Annotated in this window: 20 protein-coding genes, 1 tRNA gene, 1 other RNA gene and 1 riboswitch; of the genes, 18 read left to right on the forward strand and 4 right to left on the reverse strand. The window is 51.3% G+C overall.

Annotated elements, in window-relative coordinates; translation table 11 throughout:
- Window positions 1-35: 35 nt before the first annotated feature.
- Window positions 36-503, reverse strand: a complete 468-nt coding sequence (locus LJ739_RS10455) for an Lrp/AsnC family transcriptional regulator (protein WP_229160227.1) — start codon at window positions 501-503, stop codon at window positions 36-38.
- Window positions 504-714: 211 nt separating this feature from the next.
- Here LJ739_RS10455 and LJ739_RS10460 point away from each other — a divergent pair, with 211 nt between their 5' ends.
- Both LJ739_RS10460 and ffs read left to right on the forward strand, forming a co-directional pair.
- Entirely contained in the window at window positions 715-1,779 is a 1,065-nt protein-coding gene (locus LJ739_RS10460; RefSeq protein ID WP_229160229.1) for a Leu/Phe/Val dehydrogenase, read from the forward strand.
- Window positions 1,780-1,881: 102 nt separating this feature from the next.
- An RNA gene (gene ffs / locus LJ739_RS10465) (signal recognition particle sRNA small type) lies at window positions 1,882-1,978 on the forward strand.
- Between the two features lie 19 nt (window positions 1,979-1,997).
- On the opposite strand, the gene LJ739_RS10470 is transcribed toward ffs, so the two are convergent.
- On the reverse strand, window positions 1,998-2,267 hold the full coding sequence (locus tag LJ739_RS10470) for a late competence development ComFB family protein (protein ID WP_229160231.1): 270 nt from the start codon (window positions 2,265-2,267) through the stop codon (window positions 1,998-2,000).
- Between the two features lie 575 nt (window positions 2,268-2,842).
- Here LJ739_RS10470 and LJ739_RS10475 point away from each other — a divergent pair.
- The 9 genes from LJ739_RS10475 to LJ739_RS10515 all read left to right on the forward strand — a co-directional run bounded on the left by LJ739_RS10475 (window position 2,843) and on the right by LJ739_RS10515 (window position 13,931).
- Window positions 2,843-5,461: a TonB-dependent receptor domain-containing protein gene (locus tag LJ739_RS10475; protein ID WP_229160233.1), complete on the forward strand. Its 2,619-nt coding sequence runs from the start codon at window positions 2,843-2,845 to the stop codon at window positions 5,459-5,461.
- 88 nt (window positions 5,462-5,549) lie between these two features.
- Window positions 5,550-6,461 (forward strand): class I SAM-dependent methyltransferase, encoded by a 912-nt coding sequence (locus LJ739_RS10480; RefSeq protein ID WP_229160235.1) that lies wholly within the window; start codon window positions 5,550-5,552, stop codon window positions 6,459-6,461.
- Between the two features lie 229 nt (window positions 6,462-6,690).
- Window positions 6,691-8,511 carry a 2OG-Fe(II) oxygenase family protein gene (locus LJ739_RS10485; protein ID WP_229160237.1) on the forward strand — a complete coding sequence of 607 codons (1,821 nt, stop codon included), beginning with the start codon at window positions 6,691-6,693 and terminating at the stop codon, window positions 8,509-8,511.
- Window positions 8,512-8,983: 472 nt separating this feature from the next.
- Window positions 8,984-9,745: a DUF3450 domain-containing protein gene (locus tag LJ739_RS10490; RefSeq protein ID WP_229160238.1), complete on the forward strand. Its 762-nt coding sequence runs from the start codon at window positions 8,984-8,986 to the stop codon at window positions 9,743-9,745.
- A gap of 6 nt (window positions 9,746-9,751) precedes the next feature.
- The gene (locus LJ739_RS10495; RefSeq protein ID WP_229160240.1) at window positions 9,752-11,110 is read left to right on the forward strand and encodes a MotA/TolQ/ExbB proton channel family protein; all 1,359 of its coding nucleotides are present in this window, start codon (window positions 9,752-9,754) and stop codon (window positions 11,108-11,110) included.
- A 1-nt stretch (window position 11,111) separates the two neighbouring features.
- A complete protein-coding gene (locus LJ739_RS10500) occupies window positions 11,112-11,636 on the forward strand; it encodes a MotA/TolQ/ExbB proton channel family protein (RefSeq protein WP_229160242.1) in 525 nt (174 codons plus the stop codon).
- Between the two features lie 12 nt (window positions 11,637-11,648).
- On the forward strand, window positions 11,649-12,050 hold the full coding sequence (locus LJ739_RS10505; protein WP_229160244.1) for an ExbD/TolR family protein: 402 nt from the start codon (window positions 11,649-11,651) through the stop codon (window positions 12,048-12,050).
- A 4-nt stretch (window positions 12,051-12,054) separates the two neighbouring features.
- Complete coding sequence (locus LJ739_RS10510; protein WP_229160246.1) at window positions 12,055-12,669, forward strand: energy transducer TonB; 615 nt, start codon at window positions 12,055-12,057, stop codon at window positions 12,667-12,669.
- Window positions 12,669-13,931, forward strand: coding sequence for a tetratricopeptide repeat protein (locus tag LJ739_RS10515; RefSeq protein WP_229160248.1), 1,263 nt, complete (start codon window positions 12,669-12,671; stop codon window positions 13,929-13,931). Before LJ739_RS10510 ends, LJ739_RS10515 begins: the two co-directional genes overlap by 1 nt.
- 51 nt (window positions 13,932-13,982) lie before the next feature.
- Here LJ739_RS10515 and LJ739_RS10520 read toward each other — a convergent pair whose 3' ends face one another.
- Window positions 13,983-16,091 carry a GNAT family N-acetyltransferase gene (locus tag LJ739_RS10520; RefSeq protein ID WP_229160251.1) on the reverse strand — a complete coding sequence of 703 codons (2,109 nt, stop codon included), beginning with the start codon at window positions 16,089-16,091 and terminating at the stop codon, window positions 13,983-13,985.
- 58 nt (window positions 16,092-16,149) lie between these two features.
- On the opposite strand from LJ739_RS10520, the gene LJ739_RS10525 reads away from it, so the two are divergent.
- Window positions 16,150-16,566: an acyl-CoA thioesterase gene (locus LJ739_RS10525; protein WP_229160253.1), complete on the forward strand. Its 417-nt coding sequence runs from the start codon at window positions 16,150-16,152 to the stop codon at window positions 16,564-16,566.
- Window positions 16,567-16,605: 39 nt separating this feature from the next.
- Here the strand turns inward: LJ739_RS10525 and LJ739_RS10530 are convergent, their stop codons facing one another.
- Window positions 16,606-17,757: an iron-containing alcohol dehydrogenase gene (locus LJ739_RS10530; RefSeq protein ID WP_229160255.1), complete on the reverse strand. Its 1,152-nt coding sequence runs from the start codon at window positions 17,755-17,757 to the stop codon at window positions 16,606-16,608.
- Between the two features lie 134 nt (window positions 17,758-17,891).
- Window positions 17,892-17,996, forward strand: a riboswitch (TPP riboswitch).
- A 75-nt stretch (window positions 17,997-18,071) separates the two neighbouring features.
- On the opposite strand from LJ739_RS10530, the gene LJ739_RS10535 reads away from it, so the two are divergent.
- The 6 genes from LJ739_RS10535 (at window position 18,072) to LJ739_RS10560 (ending at window position 22,722) form a co-directional block, all read left to right on the forward strand.
- Window positions 18,072-20,210 carry a TonB-dependent receptor gene (locus tag LJ739_RS10535; RefSeq protein WP_229160257.1) on the forward strand — a complete coding sequence of 713 codons (2,139 nt, stop codon included), beginning with the start codon at window positions 18,072-18,074 and terminating at the stop codon, window positions 20,208-20,210.
- Window positions 20,211-20,262: 52 nt separating this feature from the next.
- The gene (locus tag LJ739_RS10540) at window positions 20,263-20,526 is read left to right on the forward strand and encodes a hypothetical protein (RefSeq protein ID WP_229160258.1); all 264 of its coding nucleotides are present in this window, start codon (window positions 20,263-20,265) and stop codon (window positions 20,524-20,526) included.
- Window positions 20,519-21,145 carry a nicotinamide riboside transporter PnuC gene (gene pnuC / locus LJ739_RS10545; protein ID WP_229160260.1) on the forward strand — a complete coding sequence of 209 codons (627 nt, stop codon included), beginning with the start codon at window positions 20,519-20,521 and terminating at the stop codon, window positions 21,143-21,145. The genes LJ739_RS10540 and pnuC (LJ739_RS10545) overlap by 8 nt, the downstream gene beginning before the upstream one ends.
- A gap of 13 nt (window positions 21,146-21,158) precedes the next feature.
- Complete coding sequence (gene pnuC / locus LJ739_RS10550) at window positions 21,159-21,791, forward strand: nicotinamide riboside transporter PnuC (RefSeq protein WP_229160262.1); 633 nt, start codon at window positions 21,159-21,161, stop codon at window positions 21,789-21,791.
- Complete coding sequence (locus tag LJ739_RS10555; protein WP_229160267.1) at window positions 21,781-22,566, forward strand: phosphotransferase; 786 nt, start codon at window positions 21,781-21,783, stop codon at window positions 22,564-22,566. Before pnuC (LJ739_RS10550) ends, LJ739_RS10555 begins: the two co-directional genes overlap by 11 nt.
- Before the next feature lie 79 nt (window positions 22,567-22,645).
- A tRNA-Trp gene (locus LJ739_RS10560) sits at window positions 22,646-22,722 on the forward strand.
- The last annotated feature ends 421 nt before the right edge of the window (window positions 22,723-23,143 follow it).

Genomic DNA, 23,143 nt, shown 5'->3' on the forward strand with positions numbered 1-23,143 from the left:
TCAACACAAAAAAGCGGCTGAATAAGCCGCTTTTTTTATTGCCGCTTGATCGGCAGCTCTGTGGTATTTTTGACTTGCTTGAGGGCAAAGGTTGAACTCAGGTGATCAACCAGAGGAAGGTGAGTGAGTTGCGTTTTCAGTAAATGCTCATATTCCTCTATGCTTTCTACGATCACTTTAAGCAGATAGTCTTTCTCGCCACTGGTCGTGTGACACTCAACAATTTCATCAATGCTTTGTACCGCCGCTTCAAAGTCATTCAACGAATGACCATCATGGTTCTTCAGCGTAACGTAGATAAATACCGAAACACCCAGATTGAGTTTCTTGTTGTCCAGCAGGGTGACTTTTTGCTTGATAATACCGTCGGCTTCCATTCGCTTAACCCGACGCCAGCAGGGGGTGTGTGACAGTCCCACCCGTTGACTGAGCTCGGCCATGGATACCGTGGCGTCTTTTTGCAGAACACGAAGAATTTCGCGATCAAATTTGTCCAGCTTCATAGTGTGCTAATAAGGTCGATTTGCGCGATAGCATGCTTAAAAATTCTATCTTTTTCAATACAAAAAAATAGGATGTATATCCTAAGTAATGGAAGGTTTTTGTTACGCTATACCGGAATGCCTGATTCCGTCTGAAACATCGCAACGCTTGTCCTCGTGGCCATGCGCTACTATGTTGCAACCCGATGACAGAAAATAGGCAGAAAGACCGATGTCAGTATTTGAACACCCCGAATTTGAAGGCCACGAACATGTTGCCTTTCATCAAGATGAAGCGACCGGCTTAAAAGCCATCATTGCTGTACATAATACCAACCTTGGACCCGCACTAGGCGGATGCCGGATGTGGACATATCAGGACTCTGCTGAGGCCTTGAATGATGTTCTGCGCCTGTCGAGAGGAATGACCTATAAATCAGCCATGGCGGATTTGAAGCTGGGCGGGGGGAAGTCTGTGATCATCGGAGATCCTCGCAAGCACAAGACCCCAGAAATGATGCAGGCAATGGGACGCTTTGTGGATAGCCTGGGTGGACGCTACATCACTGCCGAAGACTCAGGTATTGCCGTGGCGGACATCAAGGAAATGTCCAAACACACGGCTTATGTGGGCGGCGTCGAGGCCAAGTACCGTTATGATGGTGGCGAAGCAGACGGTAACCCGGCCCCATCAACGGCGTACGGTGTGTTTGTTGGTTTAAAGGCGGCTGTTCAACATAAACTGGGCAGTGACCTGAAAGGTGTTAAAGTGGCCATCCAGGGACTGGGACATGTCGGTTACCGGTTGGCCGAGCATCTGCATCGCGAAGGCGCGATTTTGTACGTTACCGATATATTCCCGGACAACTTAGCTCGCGCGAAAGAAGAGCTGGGCGCCATTGTCGTAGAGCCTGCCGATATCTTTGGTCTGGATGTTGATGTGTTTGCGCCCTGTGCACTGGGCGCGGCCATTAATGAGTCCTCATTGGTTCAATTGAAGGCGCGGGTGATTGCTGGTGCTGCCAATAATCAGTTGGCCAATGAATCGATCGGCAAAGCAGTACGCGAGAAAGGATTGTTGTATGCGCCGGATTATGTGATCAATGCCGGTGGCGTGATCGACATCTACCATCAGCGTATGCTAAGCACACCGACCGCACTGCGTGCCCACATCGAGAAGATTGGTGAAACACTCAGTGAAATTTTTGTGCGAGCAGATGAAGAAGGGCGGCCGACCAACGTGGTGGCAAACCTGATGGCCGAAGAACGTTTCAAAGGAACGTCTGTAAACGGTTAAAAAAAGCGCGACCAAGACCGGTGCCCTTGCATGTTGCGAGGGCTTTGGTCATAATGCGCGCCGTTTCCTTGAACGCTCAAGGAAACATTTTCAATGGTGGCCTTTTGGTCCTTTCGCAATGATACTCTGTGAACCCGGTCAGGCCTGGAAGGGAGCAGCCGCAGCAGACGACTCATGTGCCGGAATGTGGCTGGAGGGCCGCCACCCAATCCTATCGGTTATTCCTTACCGCTTTTGTCGTCCAGATATTCCATTGCCTTGCGTACCGCATTGACCACGTTCATTTCCATCTGTTGACGTTCGTTCTGTGGCAGGTAGAAAGCCATGTCAACTTCATAACGAATGTAGCGCGGGGGTACCTGATTGAGCGCCAGGCAGCACAAATCGGCCAGATAGTTTGCGTCTTTGCTTTGGTTGAGCCCCAACTGCTCGATACGTTCCAGTACCAAATGTTCATAATAATTATGAATGTCGTCATCCAACTTCACGGGCGTTCCTCAAAAAACATAGGTTAAAAAAACAGGCTTATGAACGTAGCGCCGACCTGTTGCAGGTATCGGGCATTTTTAACAGTCCCGAATAGCACTTTCATTGAGCGCATTTTGTTCGTAACAACTCTAGCTTAGCTTAGGTTTGTGGGTTTGCCACGGCCAATTGAGACACAGGAAGCAACCGTACAAAAATTGTGTTTATGGTGGCGCGTTGAAGCGGGAGTTACTCTGGCTGCGGTTGTAGAGTGGTGTGGGTTGATGTCTTGCTTGCAAGTTAACGATTACGTAAAGGGTACGCCATGAATCGTACAGAATACCTTGCGATGTAAATTTTGTGTGAAAATCGGGCGGGGTTTATTAACCCGGTGTAAACATTTTCTTACTGTGTGTCACAGAAGTTTCAAAAAATAATTTAGAACTTTTCATTAAAGCCGCGATACAACCAGTTGACCGTGGCTCAATGTTGTGTTTATTATCCTTAGCGAGGTTCACTACCTTACTAATAAAAAACCGCGTATAGCGGTAAAACAAACGCACTAATTTCACACATTAGTGGTCCAGGGAGACAATACATGTTTACTAATTCTAAGTTGGCGAATTCTGTTCGCCTGGCTATGGCATTTGGCGCTACGTCAATTGCTTTGGGTGCTTCTAACGCTGCTATCGCTCAAGAAGCTGAAGCGTCCGAAGTTGTTGAGAAAATCTCCGTAACAGGTTCACGCATCAAGCGTACTGACCTGGAAGGCGCTTCTCCAGTTATCTCTATCACCGCTGCTGACATCAAGATGGAAGGTGACTTCACTGTTGCTGATGCGCTGCGTAGCTCTTCTTTGAACTCTTTCGGTTCATTCTCAGAGCGTTCTGGTAGTTCTGCACAGTCACAGGCAACCATCAACCTGCGTGGTGCTGGTTCTCGTCGTACCTTGGTTCTGTTGGACGGTCGTCGTTTCCCAGGTTCTCCTACTCTGGGTGGTGCTTCTGCTAACTTGAACGCCATTCCTATGGCTGCCGTTGAACGTATCGACATCATGACCGATGGCGCTTCTGCGGTATACGGTTCTGACGCAATGGCTGGTGTTGTTAACATCATCCTGAAAGAAAACTTCGAAGGCCTGACGTTCAACATCGGTGCTGGTCACCGTGACAACGACGAAGGCACAACTTCAAACGAATTCTCTGTTGTTGGCGGTCTGTCTAACGACAAAGGTAACATCACGTTTGCATTCGACCATCAGAAACGTAAAGGTATTTCTGACGGTGCTCGTGATTACACCAAAGCACAGTTCAACGATTTCAACGGTGACGGCGTAATCCAGGCCTACACTGAGACTTCTGGTTGGTCAATCTACGGTGCCACTATTGCAGCACCTGATTACTCAACTGCAACTGCTTCTCCTCTGTGTAACGACCTGATCAGTGAGTACGGTAGCGATACTTTCGCGTTGGTTAATGCTGACGACGACTGGTCTGCTGGCTCTACTTACTGTATGTATGCCTACGCGAACGTTTCTTACAACACAGCGTCTATCGATCGTAACACGCTGTACGTAAACGCAAACTATGAAGTGACTAACGACATCGAGTGGTTCGGTCAGGCAATGTTCGTACAGAACCATTCTTTCGGTCGCTACGCGCCGCCAGCTGCTCCATGGCGTGGTATCACCGCCGATAACCCTCACAACCCTTACGGTGAAGCAACACCTGTAGGTTACTTCCGTTGGGTTGGTATCGGTACTCGTGACGGTAACGTTGACGATTACAACCAAGATTACACCACTGGTTTCCGTGGTACTCTGGATTGGAACGATGCGTCTTGGGAAGTCTACTACCACTACAACATGGCTGATAACAAGTCTGTAGGTGAGTACTACCTGTCTTACGGCGGTCTGGCGCACAACCAAGCAAACGACATCGATCTGGGTTCTGACCAAGGTACTGCCAACATGAAGGCAACTACCCTGCAAGACTCAAGCGCTGGCTTCAACCAGTACTTTGCTGGTATCGGTTTCGATGCGTTTGAATTCGACGGCGGTGTTGCTGCTCACTACTTCGGTGCTGAGTACATGGAACAAACTTACTCAGACACTTATGACGGTCAGTCAGAAGCTGGTCTGATCGGTGGTTCTGCTGGTAACTCTGCTTCCGGTGAGCGTGACATTACTGCGATCTTCTTCGAATCAGTACTGCCTATCACCGACGCTATCGAAATTAACGTAGCGGCTCGTTACGATGACTACTCTGACTTCGGTGATAACCTGGCGCCTGCAGTTTCTGCTCGTTGGGAACTGATGGAAGGTCTGGTACTGCGTGCTTCTTACTCTGAATCTTTCCGTGCTCCAGGTCTGGACGAACTGAATGCAGCGACGTCTTTCTCTGCTGAAGGTGCGATCGACTACGCAACTGGTGCGACAACTGAGAAGCAGTACGACACTTACTACAAGTCTAACCCTAACCTGGGCGCTGAAGAATCTGACTACACCAACTTGGGTGTAGCTTGGGACATCAACGACCAAGTCGGCGTTAAACTGGACTACTTCAACCTGTCTATCGACAACGTAATCCAAACCAAGACCCTGCAGTCTCTGCTGACTGACGAGTCTAACGGTCTGATCAACGCTGTTGCTCCAGGTACTGATACTAGCAACTCTACCTTCTATCTGGTTCGTGCAGCTTCTGGCACCCTGATTGAAGCGGGTACTGGTTACTTCAACGGTCGTGGTTTCGAAGTTGAAGGTATCGATTTCACCATCAACGCAATGATGGAAACTGAGTTCGGTGACTTCCGTTTCAACAACGTAAACAGCTTCGTGCTGAAGTATGAGCAAGAGCTGGGTGGCGTTATCACTGACACTGCTGGTTTCTCTGGTCAGCCTGAGTTCAAGTCTGTTGCAACCCTGTCTTGGGGCTACGAAGACCACTCTTTGGCGTGGAACATGACCTACACTGACAGCACGTCTGAAAACGAAGTTCTGGTTAATGACCGTTGGACTCAAGAAGGCAAGCTGGACAGCTGGTTGATTCACAACCTGACTTACACTTACGACGCAGGTGATTACGGTGCAGTTACTCTGACCATCAACAACCTGACTGACGAAGATCCAGTACTGAACTCTGCCGGTCAATGGACCGACCAGGATCTGTACAACAACTTCGGTCGTGACTACCGCGTAAGCTATCAAATCAGCTTCTAAGCGATACGTCTAAGTTGTAGACTACAATCAAGCAAAAAGGCCGATGACTATCGGCCTTTTTTTTTGAGTTTTTTAAAGGAACGTCTGAATGAGTGATTATTGGAGTCAGTATTGGCAGCAAGGCCACCTGACCTCGTTTGGTAAAGACATTCATGGCAATTACACCGGCGTTTTAGCCAATACCTGGCAGGCGTGGCTCAACGGTTTGGATAAGTCTGAGGTCGTTGTCGATCTGGGCTGTGGAAACGGTGCATTGTTGGATCTGGTTAAGGACTGGGTGCAACCCGATACACAATTGGTTGGTGTTGATGCCGCGTCATTAACGGTGCCTGAACGACTCGCGGCAATGGACAACATACGTTTTTTAGAGCGCACCGATATTGCCAACATGCCGTTACAGGACAACAGCGTCTCAGCAGTGATGTCACAATACGGCATCGAGTATGCTGACCTTGAAGGTGCAATAAAAGATGTAGCACGGGTCTTGACCCGTGGAGGAAGGTTTCGGTTTTCAATGCATGATGACCAATCCGTGGTGGTCGTGCCCAATCAGCAAATCCTCGCGGCGGCACAGGCATTGATCAAACCCGACGGCGTTGTGGACAGGATTCGTCGTCTGGCCCAAAGTTTGGCGGATTTTGGCCAGCAGCACCCACACAGCGAACAATGTCGGTTGGCACTCAATCACGCGATAGATGCGTTGATCAATGACCATCAGCAGGGGATTGCGGGTACGGATTTCCCTGCCTTTATTCAGTCAGTGATGTACCCCGGGAATGATCTGGCGAAGCGTAACGCCATGTGTGACCTGTTTGAGCAGGAAATGTCAGGCTTGGTGATGCGTCTACAGGAACTCGTACAGGCCGCATTGTCATCAGAAAGGAAGGCCTTGTTCGCTGCCAGTTGTGAGGCCTCGCAACTGACAATACTCAGCAGTGGTGAAGAGAGGGACGATCACGGTCAGCTTATAGGTTTTTACGCCGAAGGCGTAAAGCGCTAATACCCGCGGTGATATCATTTATACAACGGCATACTTATTCCCTTTCTGTCTGGTTGATAAAGGGAAGGGGGGCCTCCTGTGTCGGTGCTAGTACTACATCGACAGCAATAGCGCTCCGGCCCCTGGCTTTCCTGGCTCCGACTATTGGGGTGCGACGGATTAAATGGTATGTTACGGGGATTTGTAACCGTTCGGCACCTTCGCGCTGAAAAGACATTGAGTCCTGTTCATGTCAAACACCAACCCACAAGTTTTACTCAATCAAGGCATGCAATTTCTACAGGCTGGCCAACCTGAAAAAGCGTTGCCACTGTTTTTGCAATTAGAGCAGTTAGGTCTCAAGGATGCGCGACTGTTCAAAGTGATTGGGGGGAGCTATGAACGCCTGCACCGCTGGTCCGAAGCTGAGCAGTATTTTGAACGTTCACTGGCTTTGTTGCCAGCACAGGCCGAGCTGCACAACGCCATTGCACGCTTCGCTAAACGGCAAGAAGACTATGTTAAAGCATTGACGCACTACCGTAAGGCGATGGATATCCAGCCGACGCCAGAACGGGATCTGCAGTTGGGTCTTTGTTGCTTGCAGCAATCTCCTGCTCTGACAGAAGAAGCCAACGCCTGTTTTCAGCGCCTGTTGAATCATCAGCCAGACCACGCCGATGCAATGACGGGCATGGCAAGAATTGCTGCGCACAACCAAGATGAAGCATCACAGCATCAATGGCTTGAAAAGGCCTTAGCTCAGGACCCCACATGTGTGATGGCGCTGAGTGATTTAGCCTGGTGGTATAAAGAGCGTGGGGAAAGTCAACAGGCCCTGGGGTATTTTGAACGGCTGCGTGAGCGGCGACGTGAAGACCCGGATGTGTGGGAAAGCATTGCGTTGAGTGCGCTGGACATCGGTGACACGTCTAAGGCGTTGCAGGCGCTAGAGCAGGCCAATCAGCGTTTTGCTCAGCACGCGGGTGTTGCTAAGCTATATGCCGCTTTACGCTTTGAACTCGGAGATGAGGCGTATCTGTCTCATTACCATAACCTGCCCAAGACCGAGGCTTTCGTACCGCAACGCACCGAGCATGCAGCGTTATTGATCAAAGAAAAGCAATTTGAACAAGCCGCTGAGGTTATCGAAGAGATCAGGTCCATTGCCCCTCATCAGCGCCAGTGGCGCAGCCTGCAAAGTCGACTTTTCACCGCACAGAACAAGTTTGAACAAGCCGCAGAAGTGTTGGCGATAGCAGAGGCAAAGTGGCAGGACGTGCCGGACCCGTTGCTGGAACAATGGATCGGTGCATTGTTGGCGGTGAATGAATTTGCGCGCGCACAGCCTCTGATCACGGCGTTGATTGATCGAAATCCACACGATCAGTATGTGTGGGCGCTGCAATCCGTTGCCTGGCGGCAAGGGGGGGATGAGCGCTACCACTGGCTATGTGACTACGACAGATTGGTCAGGCAGCAACCGATCATTGTGCCAAAGGGCTATTCTGACCTTACCAGTTTCAATCAGGCATTGCGGGAAACCCTGTTTGATCTGCACACCATGCAGCGCAATCCGCTGGAACAATCACTGGACGGTGGGACACAAACCGCAGGTACGTTGCTGGCGAAACCCATTCCCATTATCCAGTCTCTCAGGCAGGCGTTATTGCAAACGATGCAGCAAACACTCGGAGACCTGCCCTTTGAACAGACCCATCCCACCCTGGGGCGTGTCGGCCCAACACTGGACTTTTCAGCGTCCTGGTCTGTGCGGCTAAACAGTGCCGGTTTCCATCATGCCCACATTCACACCAAGGGCTGGTACAGTAGCGCATACTATGTGGACTTGCCCCGGGACATGGAAGGTGACGACCCACACGCAGGCTGGTTGCATCTTGGTCAACCGGGGCTTGCACTGCAACAGCCACTCGCCGCAGAACGCTGGATCAAACCCGAACCGGGCACCTTGGCCCTTTTTCCGTCTTTTGTGTGGCACGGGACACAACCGTTTCACAGTGATGAAGCTCGCACAACGGTGGCCTTTGATGTGCTACCGAAAAAACGCTAACGTATTGATAACAAACCACTAAACGTCACTTTTTGGGGGCGAATAAGTATGCCGCTTTGGCGAATATTCGCCCATGTTCTGTGCTCAGCCGTTTATCGCGAAAAGTGCTACTTTCAGCGAATTCATTCACCCAGCTGACACAGCCTGTGTGTCAGCATTTTTAAGCTGGGGCGAAAGGTGGGAACTGTGTGGTTAATGGGGTTGCTTTTAGCGGCTGGATGTAGTGGTGCAGGTGGTTTTTATCGCCAGTCGTTTGATTTCTATGCAACCGGGCTGCATTTTCGTCCTTGTTAAGAGTGTGTTACTTGACTCTGGCGGCATTTCCGTGTGACCATTTGCGGTTGAGAGCTTTGAACTTTGATGTTTCGAAGCTAGACTCCTATAACTATACCGTTTTATAGCCCCTTGCCACCCATTTGCTGCGGTCAGGCGAGGATTCAAAACAAAAAATTGGTTGGGAACTATGTCCAAAATGAGCAAGAGAACCCTTATTGCTTCTGCCGTTATTGGTGCCTTCGTACTGGGTAGTAGCGCTGTCTCTGCAGATCCTCTAGAAAACCTGCATAAGGAAGAGGCCAAGATCCACGCATCTGCAGCTAAATCCCAAGAAAAGATCAATAGCCTGTATGAGCAGTCTCAGGAATTGTTGGCGCAATATCGTCAAGTGGTTGATGAAACCGAAAACCTGAAAGTCTATAACGACTACGTTGCTACGTTGGTCGCTGACCAACAAGAAGGTATCGATTCCTTGCAGCGTCAGATTGACAGCATCGAAGATACCAAGCGTGGTATCGTTCCGTTGATGTTCCGCATGATTGATTCTTTGGAGCAATTCATTGAGTTGGATATTCCAATCAACTATGAAGAGCGTAAAGCACGTGTTGAACGCCTTCGTGACATCATGGGTAACTCCAACGTAACGGTATCTGAGCGTTTCCGTCAGGTCATCGAAGCGTACCAGATTGAAAACGAATACGGTGCAAACATCCGTGCTTACCAAGGTAGCCTGAACTACAACGGCACTGACATCACGGTTGATTTCTTCAACCTGGGTCGCACGTTGCTGCTGGCATTGTCATTGGACCAGAAAAACGCTTGGCGTTGGGACAACGAAAGCCGCTCTTGGGAGAAGCTGGGCGATGAGTATGTGGAGTCTGTTGTTAAAGCAGTTCGTATCGCCAGAAAGACCTTGCCTGCTGACCTGATCAAGCTACCTATCAAAGCTGCGGAGTAATCATCGATGAAAACAGTACTTAAATCTGTATTGGCTGTAGCGACGGTTTCTTTGTTGGCCTCCACAGCTCAAGCACAAACTGCGAAGACACTCGACCAGTTGCTGGACGAAGTGAAGAAAAGCCGTGTTTCCGAAGCGCGTCTGGACGCGCAGCGTGAAGCTGAGTTCCAATCTGCTCGTGCTGACAAGCAAGCGTTGCTGCGCAAAGCACAAGCTGATCTGCGTGCTGAGCAAGCCCGTGGTGACCGTCTGGCTAAGCAATTCCAGGACAACGAAGTAAAGTTGGCCGAGAAAGAAGCTGAGCTGCAACAAGCGACCGGTGATCTGGGTGAGATGTTTGGTGTTGTACGCCAGGCGGCTTCTGAAGCCTTCGGTCGTATCTCTACCTCTATCGTAAGCGCAGAATATCCTGGACGTGCAGCGTTCCTGCAACGCATGTCTGAAGAATCTAAAGGCCTGCCGAACATCGGTGAGCTGGAAGATATGTGGATTGCACTGCAAACTGAAATGACTGAATCTGGTAAAGTTTCTCGCTTCACCACTGAGGTAGTAAACCTCAACGGTGGTACTGAGACTCAGGAAGTTGTCCGTGTGGGTACTTTCAACCTGATCGGTGACCAGGGTTACCTGGTGTATGACGACCAGAACCAACAGGTTCAACCCTTGGGCCGTCAGCCTGATGACTACATGGTAGACTCCGCAGAAGATCTGCGTAGCGAAACTTCTGGTGTACATCCTTTCTACGTTGACCCTTCTCGTGGCGCTATTCTTAGCCTGCTGAAAGGTAAAGCGACGTGGGAAGAGCGTTATCACGCCGGTGGTATCGTAGGTTACATCATCACTGTCATGCTGGGTGTAGGCTTGTTGATTGGTCTGTACAAACTGATTACGTTGACGTTGGTTAGCGGCAAGATCCGTGCACAGCTGAACAACACAGGTAACCCGTCTGACAGCAACCCTCTGGGTCGTATTCTGAAAGTTTATGCTGAGAACAAAGGCTCAGACGCTGAAAACCTCGAACTGAAATTGGACGAAGCCATTCTTCGTGAACTGCCTCGTATCGAGAGCGGTATCAACATCATCAAGATCTTTGCGGCAATCGCACCGCTGCTGGGTCTGTTGGGTACCGTACTGGGTATGATTGCAACGTTCCAGCAAATCACGCTGTTCGGTACTGGTGACCCGCGTATCATGGCAGGTTCAATCTCCATGGCATTGGTAACCACTGCTCAGGGTATCATCGCGGCTCTGCCTCTGATCCTTACCCACAGCATCGTTGCGGGCCGTAGCAAGTCTATCGTTCACATTCTGGACGAGCAGACTGCGGGTATCGTAGCCTCTCACGCTGAGACGGAGAAAGCTTAATATGCTATACCTGATTGGATTATGGGAATCTGTCAGGGACTTTATCGCTACCGGTGGCGACGTGCTTTACGTCGTCGCCTTAGCGCTCTTTCTCATGTGGGTGTTGATGATAGAGCGTTACTGGTTTTTAACCGCTGTGTTTCCCAAAGTTCGTGCACAAATCGTGAGCGATTGGGAATCACGGAAAGACACTACGTCTTGGTATGCGCATAGAATCCGTGACGCATGGATTTCTCAAGCGTCGGATGCATTAAGTGCCAGAATGTTACTGATTAAAACTCTGGTTGCCATGTGTCCGTTGATAGGTCTTCTTGGGACTGTTACTGGCATGATCAACGTGTTTGAGACCATGGCTACCCAGGGAACAGGTAACCCTCGTTTGATGGCAGCAGGTATCTCGATGGCAACAATCCCGACAATGGCGGGAATGGTTGCAGCACTGTCGGGTGTATTCTTCAGTTCACGCCTTGAAGCGCGTGTGAAGTTTGCCCGAGAGAAGTTAGTCGACAGTTTGCCTCATCATTAAAGAGAGAAGTTTATGGCTCGTAAAGTTCGCGAAGAAGAAGAAGAAGCAACGATTGATATGACGCCCATGCTGGACATCGTATTCATCATGTTGATTTTCTTCATCGTAACCACCGTATTCGTAAAAGAAGCGGGAATTGAGGTGAACAAGCCTGGTGCGACTCAGATTGTTTTGCCAAAGAACGCCAACATTTTCATCGCCATAACAGACGACGGTGACGTTTGGTTAGACAAACGTGAAATCAAAGTGGACAGTATTCGTGCCAACCTCGAACGGTTGTTGGCAGAACAGCCCACTGACATCGTTATCATCCAAGCGGATGAAGACGCCGAGCATGGCGTCGTGATGAAAGTGATGGACCAGGTTAAAGCCGCTGGCATTAACCGCATTTCAGTAGCAGCGAAGGGAGCATAAGATTATGGTACGAGTAATTTTATCTGTCCTGATTGGTGCTGCTATCGCCTTTACCCTGTTTGTGGTCATGGCGAAGCTGATTGAAAACTCTTCCCGCCCAGGTGAAGAAGTGGAACCACCTCCGGTGATTGATATCGTTATGGATACCCCAGACGATAGCACCCAGACCCGGCAGCGTGTGCCACCACCTCCACCGCCGCCGCCCAAGCAGCCGCCTAAAATCCAGCCCGTAGAGCCGGATCAAGCGGATGCCGACGCGAGTGGTATGTCTTTCAATATGCCAAATGTTGATGTAGGCGGTGCCTCTATCGACATCGGTGGCGTAGGCGCGATGCAACGTGACGGTGAAGCGACACCTATCGTTCGTATTGAACCGCGTTACCCTGTACAGGCTGCTCGTGATGGTAAAGAAGGATGGGTTCGCCTGTCGTTCACCATTAACGAAGTTGGCGGCGTTGAAGACATTGACGTGATTGAAGCCGATCCACGCCGCGTGTTTGACCGTGAGGCCAAGCGTGCGTTGTCCAAGTGGAAGTACAAGCCCAAGATCGTTGATGGCAAACCCGTTAAGCAGTACAACATGAAAGTACAGTTGGACTTCAAATTGGATCAAGGCTAATGAGTAAGTTTGTAAAAAATGTTTGTGCAGTCGCAACAATGACTGCAACGTCGTTGCTATCAAGCTATGCCATGGCCCAGCAGACACCTGTTGTTCTGTGTCCGAACTATGAAAAAGGTCCGACAGAGATCATCGGTGAACGTGCCGGTAAGAAGCTCCAAAAGGCACTGGAAGCGTACAACAATGATTTGATCGATGAAGCGCTGGTGATGTTGAAAGACATCGATCCCAGCCAGGACTTCGACAAAGCGTTTGTTGACCAGTTTATCGGTAAAGTACTGGCAGGCCAGGACGGTAAAGGACTTGAAGCCTTACGCTACCTGAAAGGTACTGTGACCAAGCGGGTGCTTAATGACCGTGAGCACGCTGATATTTTGCGCCTCATTGCTGATCTCAGCATGCAGGAAAAGCAATATCAGCAAGCGATCGATTATTACCAGCGTTGGATGACGTTTACGTGTAAAGAAGATGCCGACGTGTACACACGTATGGCAAACGCGTACTACGAAACCAAAGAACTGGATAAAATCATTGCGCCGGCTGATAAGGCCATTGCTCTGTACGATAAGCCTAACAAGAACCCTTACGTGTTGAAGATGACGTCTTACTACGAACGTAAGATGTATCCTGAAACCGTAAAAGTGGCTGAAGTGTTGGTGAAAACCTTCCCGGAAACCAAGCAATGGTGGACGCAGTTAGGCTTCTTCTACATGCTGGTCGAAGATTACAAGCGCGCCCTGTCGACGTTTGAAATCGCTTACCGTGAAGGCATGTTGTCGAAGAAATCCGAGATCAAGGCCCTTGCTCAGTTGTACGCAACCAACGGTATCCCGTACAAGGCGGCGAAACTGCTGGACAAGTACCTGAAATCGGGTCTGCTGGAAGCGTCTGAAAGCAACTATGCGACGCTGGCCAACAGCTGGCACCAGGCTCGTGAGTACAAGGAAGCTGCGGCGATGTATGCAAAAGCGGCATCGTTCAAAGGCAACGCTGATTACTACCGTAAACAGGGTACCTTATTGCACGCAGCTGAGGACTACAAAGGTGCATTGGCTGCTTTGCAAAAAGCACTGGATGCCGGTGCTGATCAGGTTGGTCGTATCCACATTACGATGATGGAAGCGAACCTGTATACCGGTAATTTCCGTCAGGCTCTGGTACACGCACGTGAAGCGAAGAAAGATAGCTCAACACGCCGTAATGCGGCAGCTTGGGAACCTTATATCAAGGAAAAAGCCAAGAACCGAGGTATCAACATCTAAAAAAAAGCGCCTTCGGGCGCTTTTTTATTGCCTGTTTGTCACCGGCATTCGCTAGCCGTTCTCTCTATCGCTCGTCTGGCAATCCGACAGCAGCATTTCCAGGGTGCTGCGTACCCCATCATTCAAAGCCTTCTTACCACTGAACCCATAGCCCTTGCACACCGTTGAAGGTGGTTGCCCTTGCAGCAACAATGCAATACAGCCCAGCAAACCCCGATCACTGCTGTGCTGTTTATCATCGAAGTGATGACATAGCCAATGTTGCAGCAAGGCGGCAAGGGAAGACTCACAGTGATGGTACGCCCTCGTTCCTGCCACGACTTGCTGTACCACCGTGAGTTGTCTGGCGGTTGGTGCAGAGCTGTCTCTGAATAGCTCATTCGACAGCAGACAAACCAGAACCGGGCTCATTTGTTTGAAACGTCTGGGTAGATGATAGTGGCTATCTTCACGCATCAGGGTGCGAGTATCGTCAAACACACGCTTACCGTCTTGCTGCAACGGCACGCCCATTAAAATGCTCCGCTCGCCACTGGCAGTATCCAGCTTGTGGCCCAGTTTCAGCGCCCGCCATTGGCTGTTGTACCAGAAACGATAGAGCGAATCCGTCAGACCAAAACTGGTGGTCAGCAAGTCGACACTGTGCTGTTCAGACAGCGAACGAATATGTGCCAGTAACGACGTCGCAATACCTTGGCGCCGATGTTGTGGCGCAACCGCGATACGGACTATTCGACGATAGCGTAGAGTAGCGTAAGCAGGTTCTGCACAGGTGAAACACAATTGTTGTGCGCTAAGGTGTCCGCTAATACGGCGCTGGCCACTGGCAATACCGTCGCTGACTTCCAGCAACGCCTGATCCCCTTCATCAGCACATAAGGCAACAGCGGTTACCCCGTTATTAACGATATTCACCCACAGGCTTTGCTCAGGGGCATCTAGCAGGCGTATCAGATCATCCGGCGATGTCTGATAGTGGGCGGCTAATAACAATTGAAATACCTCATACAGGCGTGTTGGGCACTGTATCAGTTGCTTGGCACTCAGGCGGTGATTGCCGTCGCTCAGTTGTTCAACCTTTGGTTGTTCACAGAAAGGGGTCATTGCCATCGCTTTGAACCAGAAGGCTTCCACAGGGTCGCCTTCGTACCAGCGAATAGGGGTATTGAGGTGCAGGGATTTATAATCCGGATAATGTTGATGCAAAAACCCCTTGAAGCGGATTTCGAACCCTCTGCCACTGCCCTCGTAGCCATGAGTGGTGGAGCAAAACACCACCCGGGGATAGTGTTCTACGACCTGTTGTAACAGTGCAGTAGGAAAGCTGGCGGCCTCATCAATCAACACCAGTCCTGCGTCAGGTTTGTCGGCGATCAGCTTATCCATGGCAACAAAACTCAACGCCGCAGCGTGTTGTTGGCCATGCTGCTGGCAGTAGTCTATGGCCGTGGCACAATTATCAGGTCGCGGTGCGGTGATGATGCACTGGGTGCCATGTGCGTCGTTTAATTGCAACGCGGCGATAGCAAGGGCTGTCGTTTTGCCACGCCCGCGATCGGCGGTAATGACCAACGGACGATGACGATGTCCTTTGGCAACGTGTACGATGGCATCGACGGCCATCTGTTGGTCGCTACTCGCACAGGGACCTTTGATCTCATCTGTCGGCAAGTCGATTGGCACGGCTTTCGGCCAGGGCTGGGAACTGGCGGTAATCAGTTGGATGTCCTGATCCTGCTGGATGCAGTGGCAAAGCCACTGGATAACCAGGCTCGGGTTGCGTGGATTTATGCCATAGGAGTGTTTAACGCTAACGCTGGCTGATTCTGGCCAGCGCGACAGAGAAGGGCACAGCACGATCATCTTGCCACCTCTGCTAACACAGCCGCTCAGGGCAAATGCCGCCGTCAGCGGCAACTGCTGGCGGGCATCAATGACCAAGGTGTCACATTCCTGGCCCAGAAAATGCCGGTACTGTTGATGGCTCTCTATCAGCACAAACCCTTGTGGCGCATGGCTGCCAAACCACCAACAGCGGGACGACACTACAACATGCTGACAAAGGTAGCGCTCGTGCCAAGGTTCATCGCTGGCGATAACCAGCAATTGTCGGTGTGTGCCGGGTGTCATTGTACAATTGTCAGGGATATTCGTGGTCACTGGCAAAACCTTGGTATAATTCGACCCATAGTGTAAGTAAATGCAATGAGGAATACGAATGCGCTTTTTATCTCGTCGTTTGGTGATGCCCAATGATTTGAACTATGCCAATGCATTGTTCGGCGGTCGCGCGCTGGAGTGGATTGACGAGGAGGCTGCGATTTATGCCATTTGTCAATTGGAGAGTAATTATCTGGTCACCAAGCACATTGGTGAAATCAGTTTTGAGTCACCGGCGATGCAGGGGGATGTGGTTGAGTTTGGTTTGGCGACCAAATCGGTGGGGCGGACCTCCATCACGGTAACCTGCCTGGTGCGCAACAAAGCCACCAAGAAAACCATCTGCCTGGCAGACGATATTGTGTTTGTGAGAGTGGATCCCGAAACCCGTCAGCCGGTGCCACATGGCAAGTCATTGGAGATCCTTGAAGCGCAGACCAAAGAAGAGTTAAAAACGCTTAATATGTTGGATTAAAAAAGGCGGCCATGGCCGCCTTTTTTGTCTGTCAATGGCCTATAAGCTGGCCATAACGATTTCGCGGGCATGCTCCGGCGTGATTGCGCCATGCTCGCCGAGCTTCTCCAGGCCGTTTTCGCGCAGCTTTGCGGCCACTGCTTCACCGATGTCGTCACCGATATTGTGTTCCGACAAGCGTGTCATCATGCCCATCTGGCGGAAAAACAGTTCGGTTTTTTCGATCGCCAAATCGATGGTGCTGTCCTTGTCGTAGGGGCTGAGTCCCCACACCCGTTCGGCGTATTGGAGTAACTTGTCTTGTTTGGCGTCCCGCTGATGCTGCATTACCCTGGGTAAAACGATAGCCAGTGTTACTGCATGATCCAATCCATGTAATGCGGTGAGCTCGTGACCGATCATGTGGGTTGACCAATCCTGTGGTACGCCTACACCGATCAGCCCATTGAGAGCTTGCGTTGCATTCCACATCAGGTTGGCCCGTACGTTGTAGTCCTGGCTGTCGAGAACTTGCGGACCCAGTTCTATCAGGTTTTGCAAGATACCCTCAGCGAAACGGTCTTGTACACTTGCACCCACCGGGTACGTCAGGTACTGCTCCATAACGTGTACAAACGCATCAACGATGCCGTTGGCCAGTTGGCGCTTGGGCAGTGAGTAAGTGACTTCGGGATCTAAAATGGCAAATTGTGGACGTACAGCATCGCTGATAAAGCTGCGTTTCTGCTGTATTTCGCTGCGGTTGACCACTGCGGCTGGATTGGTCTCAGAGCCCGTCGCGGGCAGGGTAAGAATGCAACCCAGTGGTACCGCGTCTTTGACCGCTGCGCCTTTGGCAAGAATGTCCCAGGGTTGACCATCAAACTTTAACGCCGCGGCGACAAACTTGCTGCCATCGACTACTGAACCACCACCCACGGCAAGGAGAAAGTCGACATTCTGTTCCCGGGCCTGTTCTACCGCTTTCATCAAGGTGGTGAACTCCGGATTGGCTTCAATACCGGAAAATTCGCACCATTGATGTCCATCCAGTTGGGCGACAACCTGTTCATAAACCCCGTTTTTTTTGATACTGCCACCGCCGTAAAGCAGCATAATGCGTTTGCCTTCAGGCAGTAAACCGGACAGTTTGCCGATACTGCCGCGTCCGAACACCACTTTGGTTGGATTGTGGAACACAAAATTTTGCATGGTTCACCTTGTTTGTTAAACAACGGGGTAAGAAGCCTTTGATATGCCATCAATTTAGCAGATATCAAGGGGTCATGCAGGTCCTTGCAGTTTCTTACCAGACTGTTACACTGCGCCGGTCTTTCACATGAGAGACATCATCCAGGGGGTGCCATCGATTGGCTGAGATGCGTGACTGCACGCGAACCCTTAGACCTGATCCGGATAATACCGGCGTAGGAATGGGTAAGTTGACCACTTCGGTCTTCGACAATTGTTCGCCATTGACCTGCCGTATCACCGGATCTTTTCATTGATTAAGAAGAGATCCATACATGAAATATACTCCACATAAACTTGCCAACGCAGTGGCGCTCGCCTGTGCAGCGATTGGTTTTTGCGCACACGCAGAAGACGCTGACAACAGCGTTGAAAAAATCACCGTACACGGTGCCCTCGTCGAACAGCCTTTGCGCACCCTTGCCACCAGTATTTCGGTGATTGGCAGTGAAGGCATCGCCGACCGACAAGCACAGCACCTCGAGACTATCCTCAACCGCGCCGCCAACGTGAATTTTGCCAGCGGTGCATCACGCGGGCGTTTTATGCAAATTCGCGGTATCGGTGAGCGCAGCCAGTTCGTCGATCCGATTAACCCCTCTGTCGGCTATCTGGTGGATGGGATCAATTACTCCGGCATGGCAGCCGGCGCCAGCCTGTTTGACGTTGAACAGGTTGAGGTCTTTAAAGGACCGAACAGCGCCCGCTTTGGTACTGATGGCCTTGCCGGCGTGATCAATATCATTAGCCGTGCGCCCACAGACGACACCCGGATAAATCTGTCTGCAGGTATTGCCAACTACGATAGCTGGCATGTGGGTGCCGCTATTGGTGGGGCAGTCACTGACGGGCTGAATTACCGCCTGTCACTGCATCAGCAAACCAGTGATGGCTTCATCGAAAACACGTTTTTACAGCGCGACGATACCAACAACGTGGATGAGCGCACCGCTCGATTGAAGCTGGCCTGGCAAGCCAGTCAAAACTGGACCTTTAACGCGGTGATGCACGCCATTGATGTGGACAACGGCTACGACGCCTTTTCTCTCGACAGAGATCGCACGACCCTGTCTGACGAGCCGGGCTTCGATCGTCAGGACAGCGATGCCTACGCGCTAAGTGCCCACTATGCTGGCTGGGACAACATGCAACTGGAAACGCGCATCACCCGGTTGGATGCGGATCTCGGCTATGGCTATGACGAGGATTGGAGCTATGTCGGCATCGCGCCTTACGACCCAATCAACGATCCTGACGGTTACTTTGCCGAGTACTCTTCCACTGACCATTACTTTCGGGATCGCACTGACCATACCTTCAGCATGAAGCTGCACAGTCTGCCGGGCAGTGATTCAGTCTGGTCGTTGGGGATTTACGCCAGTGATGAGGACGAGCATCTGTTGCGCAATTATTTTGATTGGGATATCTGGGGGCCGGCGACCTTTAACAGTGATGTGCGCCGCAAAGAGCAGGCAGTGTTCGGCTCATACCAGTGGCATCTGGATGCCAACAGCTGGATTTCTACCAGCCTGAGACTGGCCAGGCAGCAACTGGACTATGCCGATGTACGGGGCATTGAAGCCGATCTGGATGAATCCGACTGGGGCGCAGAGATCAGCTATCACCTGAAGACTTCCGACTCGACCATGTTGTATGCGAGCCTGTTACGCAGCTACAAGATGGGCGGTGCCAATGGCGAGGCGCTGGGCAAGGCTGAAGATCCTGAGCTGGCAGTATTCCGCGAGATCTTGTTGGACAATGCCACGTTTGAGGGTGAATCCATGCGTGGCCTGGAATTTGGGGTTAAAGGTGAAAATCCTTCAGGTACGTTGCAACTTAACGCAACCGCTTTTTACCAGTGGCGGGACGATATTCAGTACAAGAACTGGATTTTGCAGGACCAGACATTTGTTGGTTTTTATAACAACGCTGCAGATGGGCACAATTATGGTGTCGAAATTGAGCTTCGCCATACCCTCAATGAGGCGTTGAGCTGGTTTGCTAATCTTGGCTACTTGCGCACTGAAATTAATGGCATCACGCGCCAGGACAGCGGCGAAGTCCTCGATGGTCGGGAACAAGCACACGCGCCGCAATATCAGGCGAACGTGGGGTTACGCTGGACAATTTCTCCGGCTTGGGAAGCCTTGCTGGAAGTCGATCGCAAAGACGCGTTCTTCTATTCCTATTCCCATGATCAGATCAGCGATATTCAAACCCTGACCCATGCCAGTGTGACCTATCGTCATGACGGTTGGGCAGTCAGCCTGTATGCCCGCAACCTGTTTGATCGCGACGTGGCCAACCGCGGATTTTATTTTGGCAACGATCCACGCGACGGTTACACCACCCATCTTTACGAGCAATGGGGTGAGCCACGCCGCGTTGGTATTACTGTGCGTTACCAATATTGATCTAAGCTTAAGCGCGTAGCCTGGCGTTCCAGGCTACGACAGGAGATGTCCAATGCTATTGTTTGTCGAAATTTCCATGTACCCGTTAAAAGAGGCGTACATCGGTCCGATTCAGACCTTTATTGATCGGCTGAACAGCCACCCGTCGCTGGATGTGGCGACCAACGCTACCGCTACCCATGTCAGTGGAGAGTATGCCGAGGTGATGCAGATCCTGGGGCAGGAAATGCAGCGGATCCATGAGGAAATTGGTCAGAGTATTTTTGTCTGCAAATTCCTCAATGGTGACAAAATGGGAAAACGGGCCGGTGAGTGAGTGGCTTAACACGCTGGCGGCCCAATGGGCCAGCCAGTCGCTGTTGGAAATCATCGCCGTTGTGCTGGCACTGGCGTATGTTGCCCTGGCGACACGTCAGCATATTGCGTGTTGGCCTGCAGCCCTTGTCAGTACCGCGTTGTATATCTGGATATTCTGGGAAGTGAGCCTACCGTTTCAGGTGGTGCTGAACGCCTATTATCTGGTCATGGCAGTGTATGGCTGGCGGGCCTGGCGTAAGGCGCCGAAGCGCCAGGATGTGAAGCACAAACCGCTGCAATGGCATGCGCTGTGGTGTGTGGTACTGACGGGTGTGTCTTTAGGCCTGGGAGAGCTGGCGTCTCATTGGTTTAACGGCCAATACAATCACCTTGATGCGGCAATTACTGTGTTCAGTGTGTTTACTACCGTGTTGGTGGCGCACAAAGTGATTGAAAGCTGGCTGTACTGGGTGGTTATCGATCTCGCTGCGGCGTACCTGTATGGCGTGACGGGTCTATACCTGACCAGCGTATTGTTCTTCATCTATACTGTAGTGGCAATATATGGGTATTGGCGCTGGCGTAAGGATCACGCTGATACAAACGCCGTTTTGGTCGAGGGTGAAGCCCTCGAATGACTAGGGTTGTGCAGTGACGCCGACAGATACCCCCGCTTATTTCCTCCATTTTGCTGGCAGTGACACCGTGCATGCACTCGGTATTCTGACTGCCATGATGCACGCTGTGTTGGCCAGCCGTCTGAGCATGTGGTGCTGGTTGGCAGGGTTTCTCAGCGCGATGCTTTACACCATCATGTTTTTTGCCATGGACCTGACCTTGCAGGTGGTCTTGAACAGCATTTACATGTTGGTTGCGGTATGGGGATGGACGGTCTGGACACAGCGCACATCCAGCTCCCAGCCAAGTGCGGAGGGGCTTTGGTCAATGACGTGGCGTCAGCATGCCAGCGTCATTACGGTTTGGGTCGTACTGACCCAGGTGTTGGCCTCGCTGTTTCATGCCATTGAACCCGGGCTTCTGACCTTTACTGAGAGCCTACTGATGTGGGGGAGCCTGGTAGCGGCGATCATGACGGTGTACCGCATCTTGGAGAGCTGGTGGTATTGGTTGGTCGTCAACGCACTTAGCGCCTTTCACTATGGCACCAATGGCGAGTGGTTTGCGGCTGCACTGTTTATCGCCTTCTTACCGATTTGTGTTTACGGTGCGTATTACTGGCGCCGGGGCTGGCGTGGCGAGTTGGAGCACTTGAATGTCGAGTAATCTGTATGACGCATTGCGCAGCACCCATTTGTTTGGCGAACATTTCACCCTGACCCCGGTGGACGGTGGCGTGATCAATCACAGCTTTAAATTGCAAACGACGGAACATGCTTTTTTCGTCAAACGGTTTCAAACCAACCGCCTGACGTCTGTGGATCGACAGGCTCAATACTCCTTACAACATCAATTGGCGCAACATGGCGCAGCACCTGAGCCGGTGTTTTTGTCCCAACGTCATGATGTGCAGGTTGAGCATTGGGTCCCGCACAGCACCCTGGCTCAGGCCAACCGCAGTCAGGAAGACAATATCCTCGCTCTGGCACAGCGGCTGGCTTGGATCCATCAGTTGCCGGTGTTTGCCCTGTCACTGGACTTAATGGCTGATTGGGAGGCCTACCTGGCGCGTGTCGAGCATCTCAATGGTGACTGGCGTCAGCAAATGGCCAAACTGGCACCGGTGTGGTACGACAGCCACGGCGTTGATCAGGTGTTGTGTCATCATGATCTGCAATTTGAGCATGTGTGTGCCGATATTTCCTGCGTATTTGACTGGGAGTACGCGGCCACCGGCAACCGGTATTTCGATGTCGCCAGTTGCGTTGCGATCAATCAGCTAACGGTGCCTCAGACGCGAACCTTGCTGAATGCTTATGCCGACGCCAGTGGCATACATGGCGATGATGTTGCCCGCGGTTACCAGCAGCAAGCGCCGTTGGTAACCTTGACCAACCAATTGTGGTTTGCGGCTGCGGATAGCTTGCGCGAGAGTGATTAAATCTCCGCCAATTGAATCTAAAAGCACACAAAAAACCTTTACCTTTACCCGCGCACCAGTATAATGCCGAGGCTTCGACAGGGGTGTAGTTCCAATTGGTAGAACAGCGGTCTCCAAAACCGATGGTTGGGGGTTCGAGTCCCTCCACCCCTGCCATTATTCGTCGAAAAAACCGCATTCAGTGCGGTTTTTTTGTGCCTGCACTAAAGGCACTGATGGGGTGGATGGGCGAGAACCCCCATCGGGGTTTGACACCTTTGCCGGGAGCAAAGTGTACCGCGCCAGCGCCGCTTGCGGTCAGGCACAGGGATGTGCCTGAGGAACTCCCTCCACCCCTGCCATTATTCGTCGAAAAAGCCGCATTCAGTGCGGTTTTTTTGTGCCTGCACTAAAGGCACTGATGGGGTGGATGGGCGAGAACCCCCATCGGGATTTGACACCTTTGCCGGGAGCAAAGTGTACCGCGCCAGCGCCGCTTGCGGTCAGGCACAGGGATGTGCCTGAGGAACTCCCTCCACCCCTGCCATTATTCGTCGAAAAAGCCGCATTCAGTGCGGTTTTTTTGTGCCTGCTGAGT

Source organism: Fluctibacter halophilus (assembly GCF_020687825.1).
GTDB classification, from domain to species: Bacteria; Pseudomonadota; Gammaproteobacteria; order Enterobacterales; family Alteromonadaceae; genus Fluctibacter; species Fluctibacter halophilus.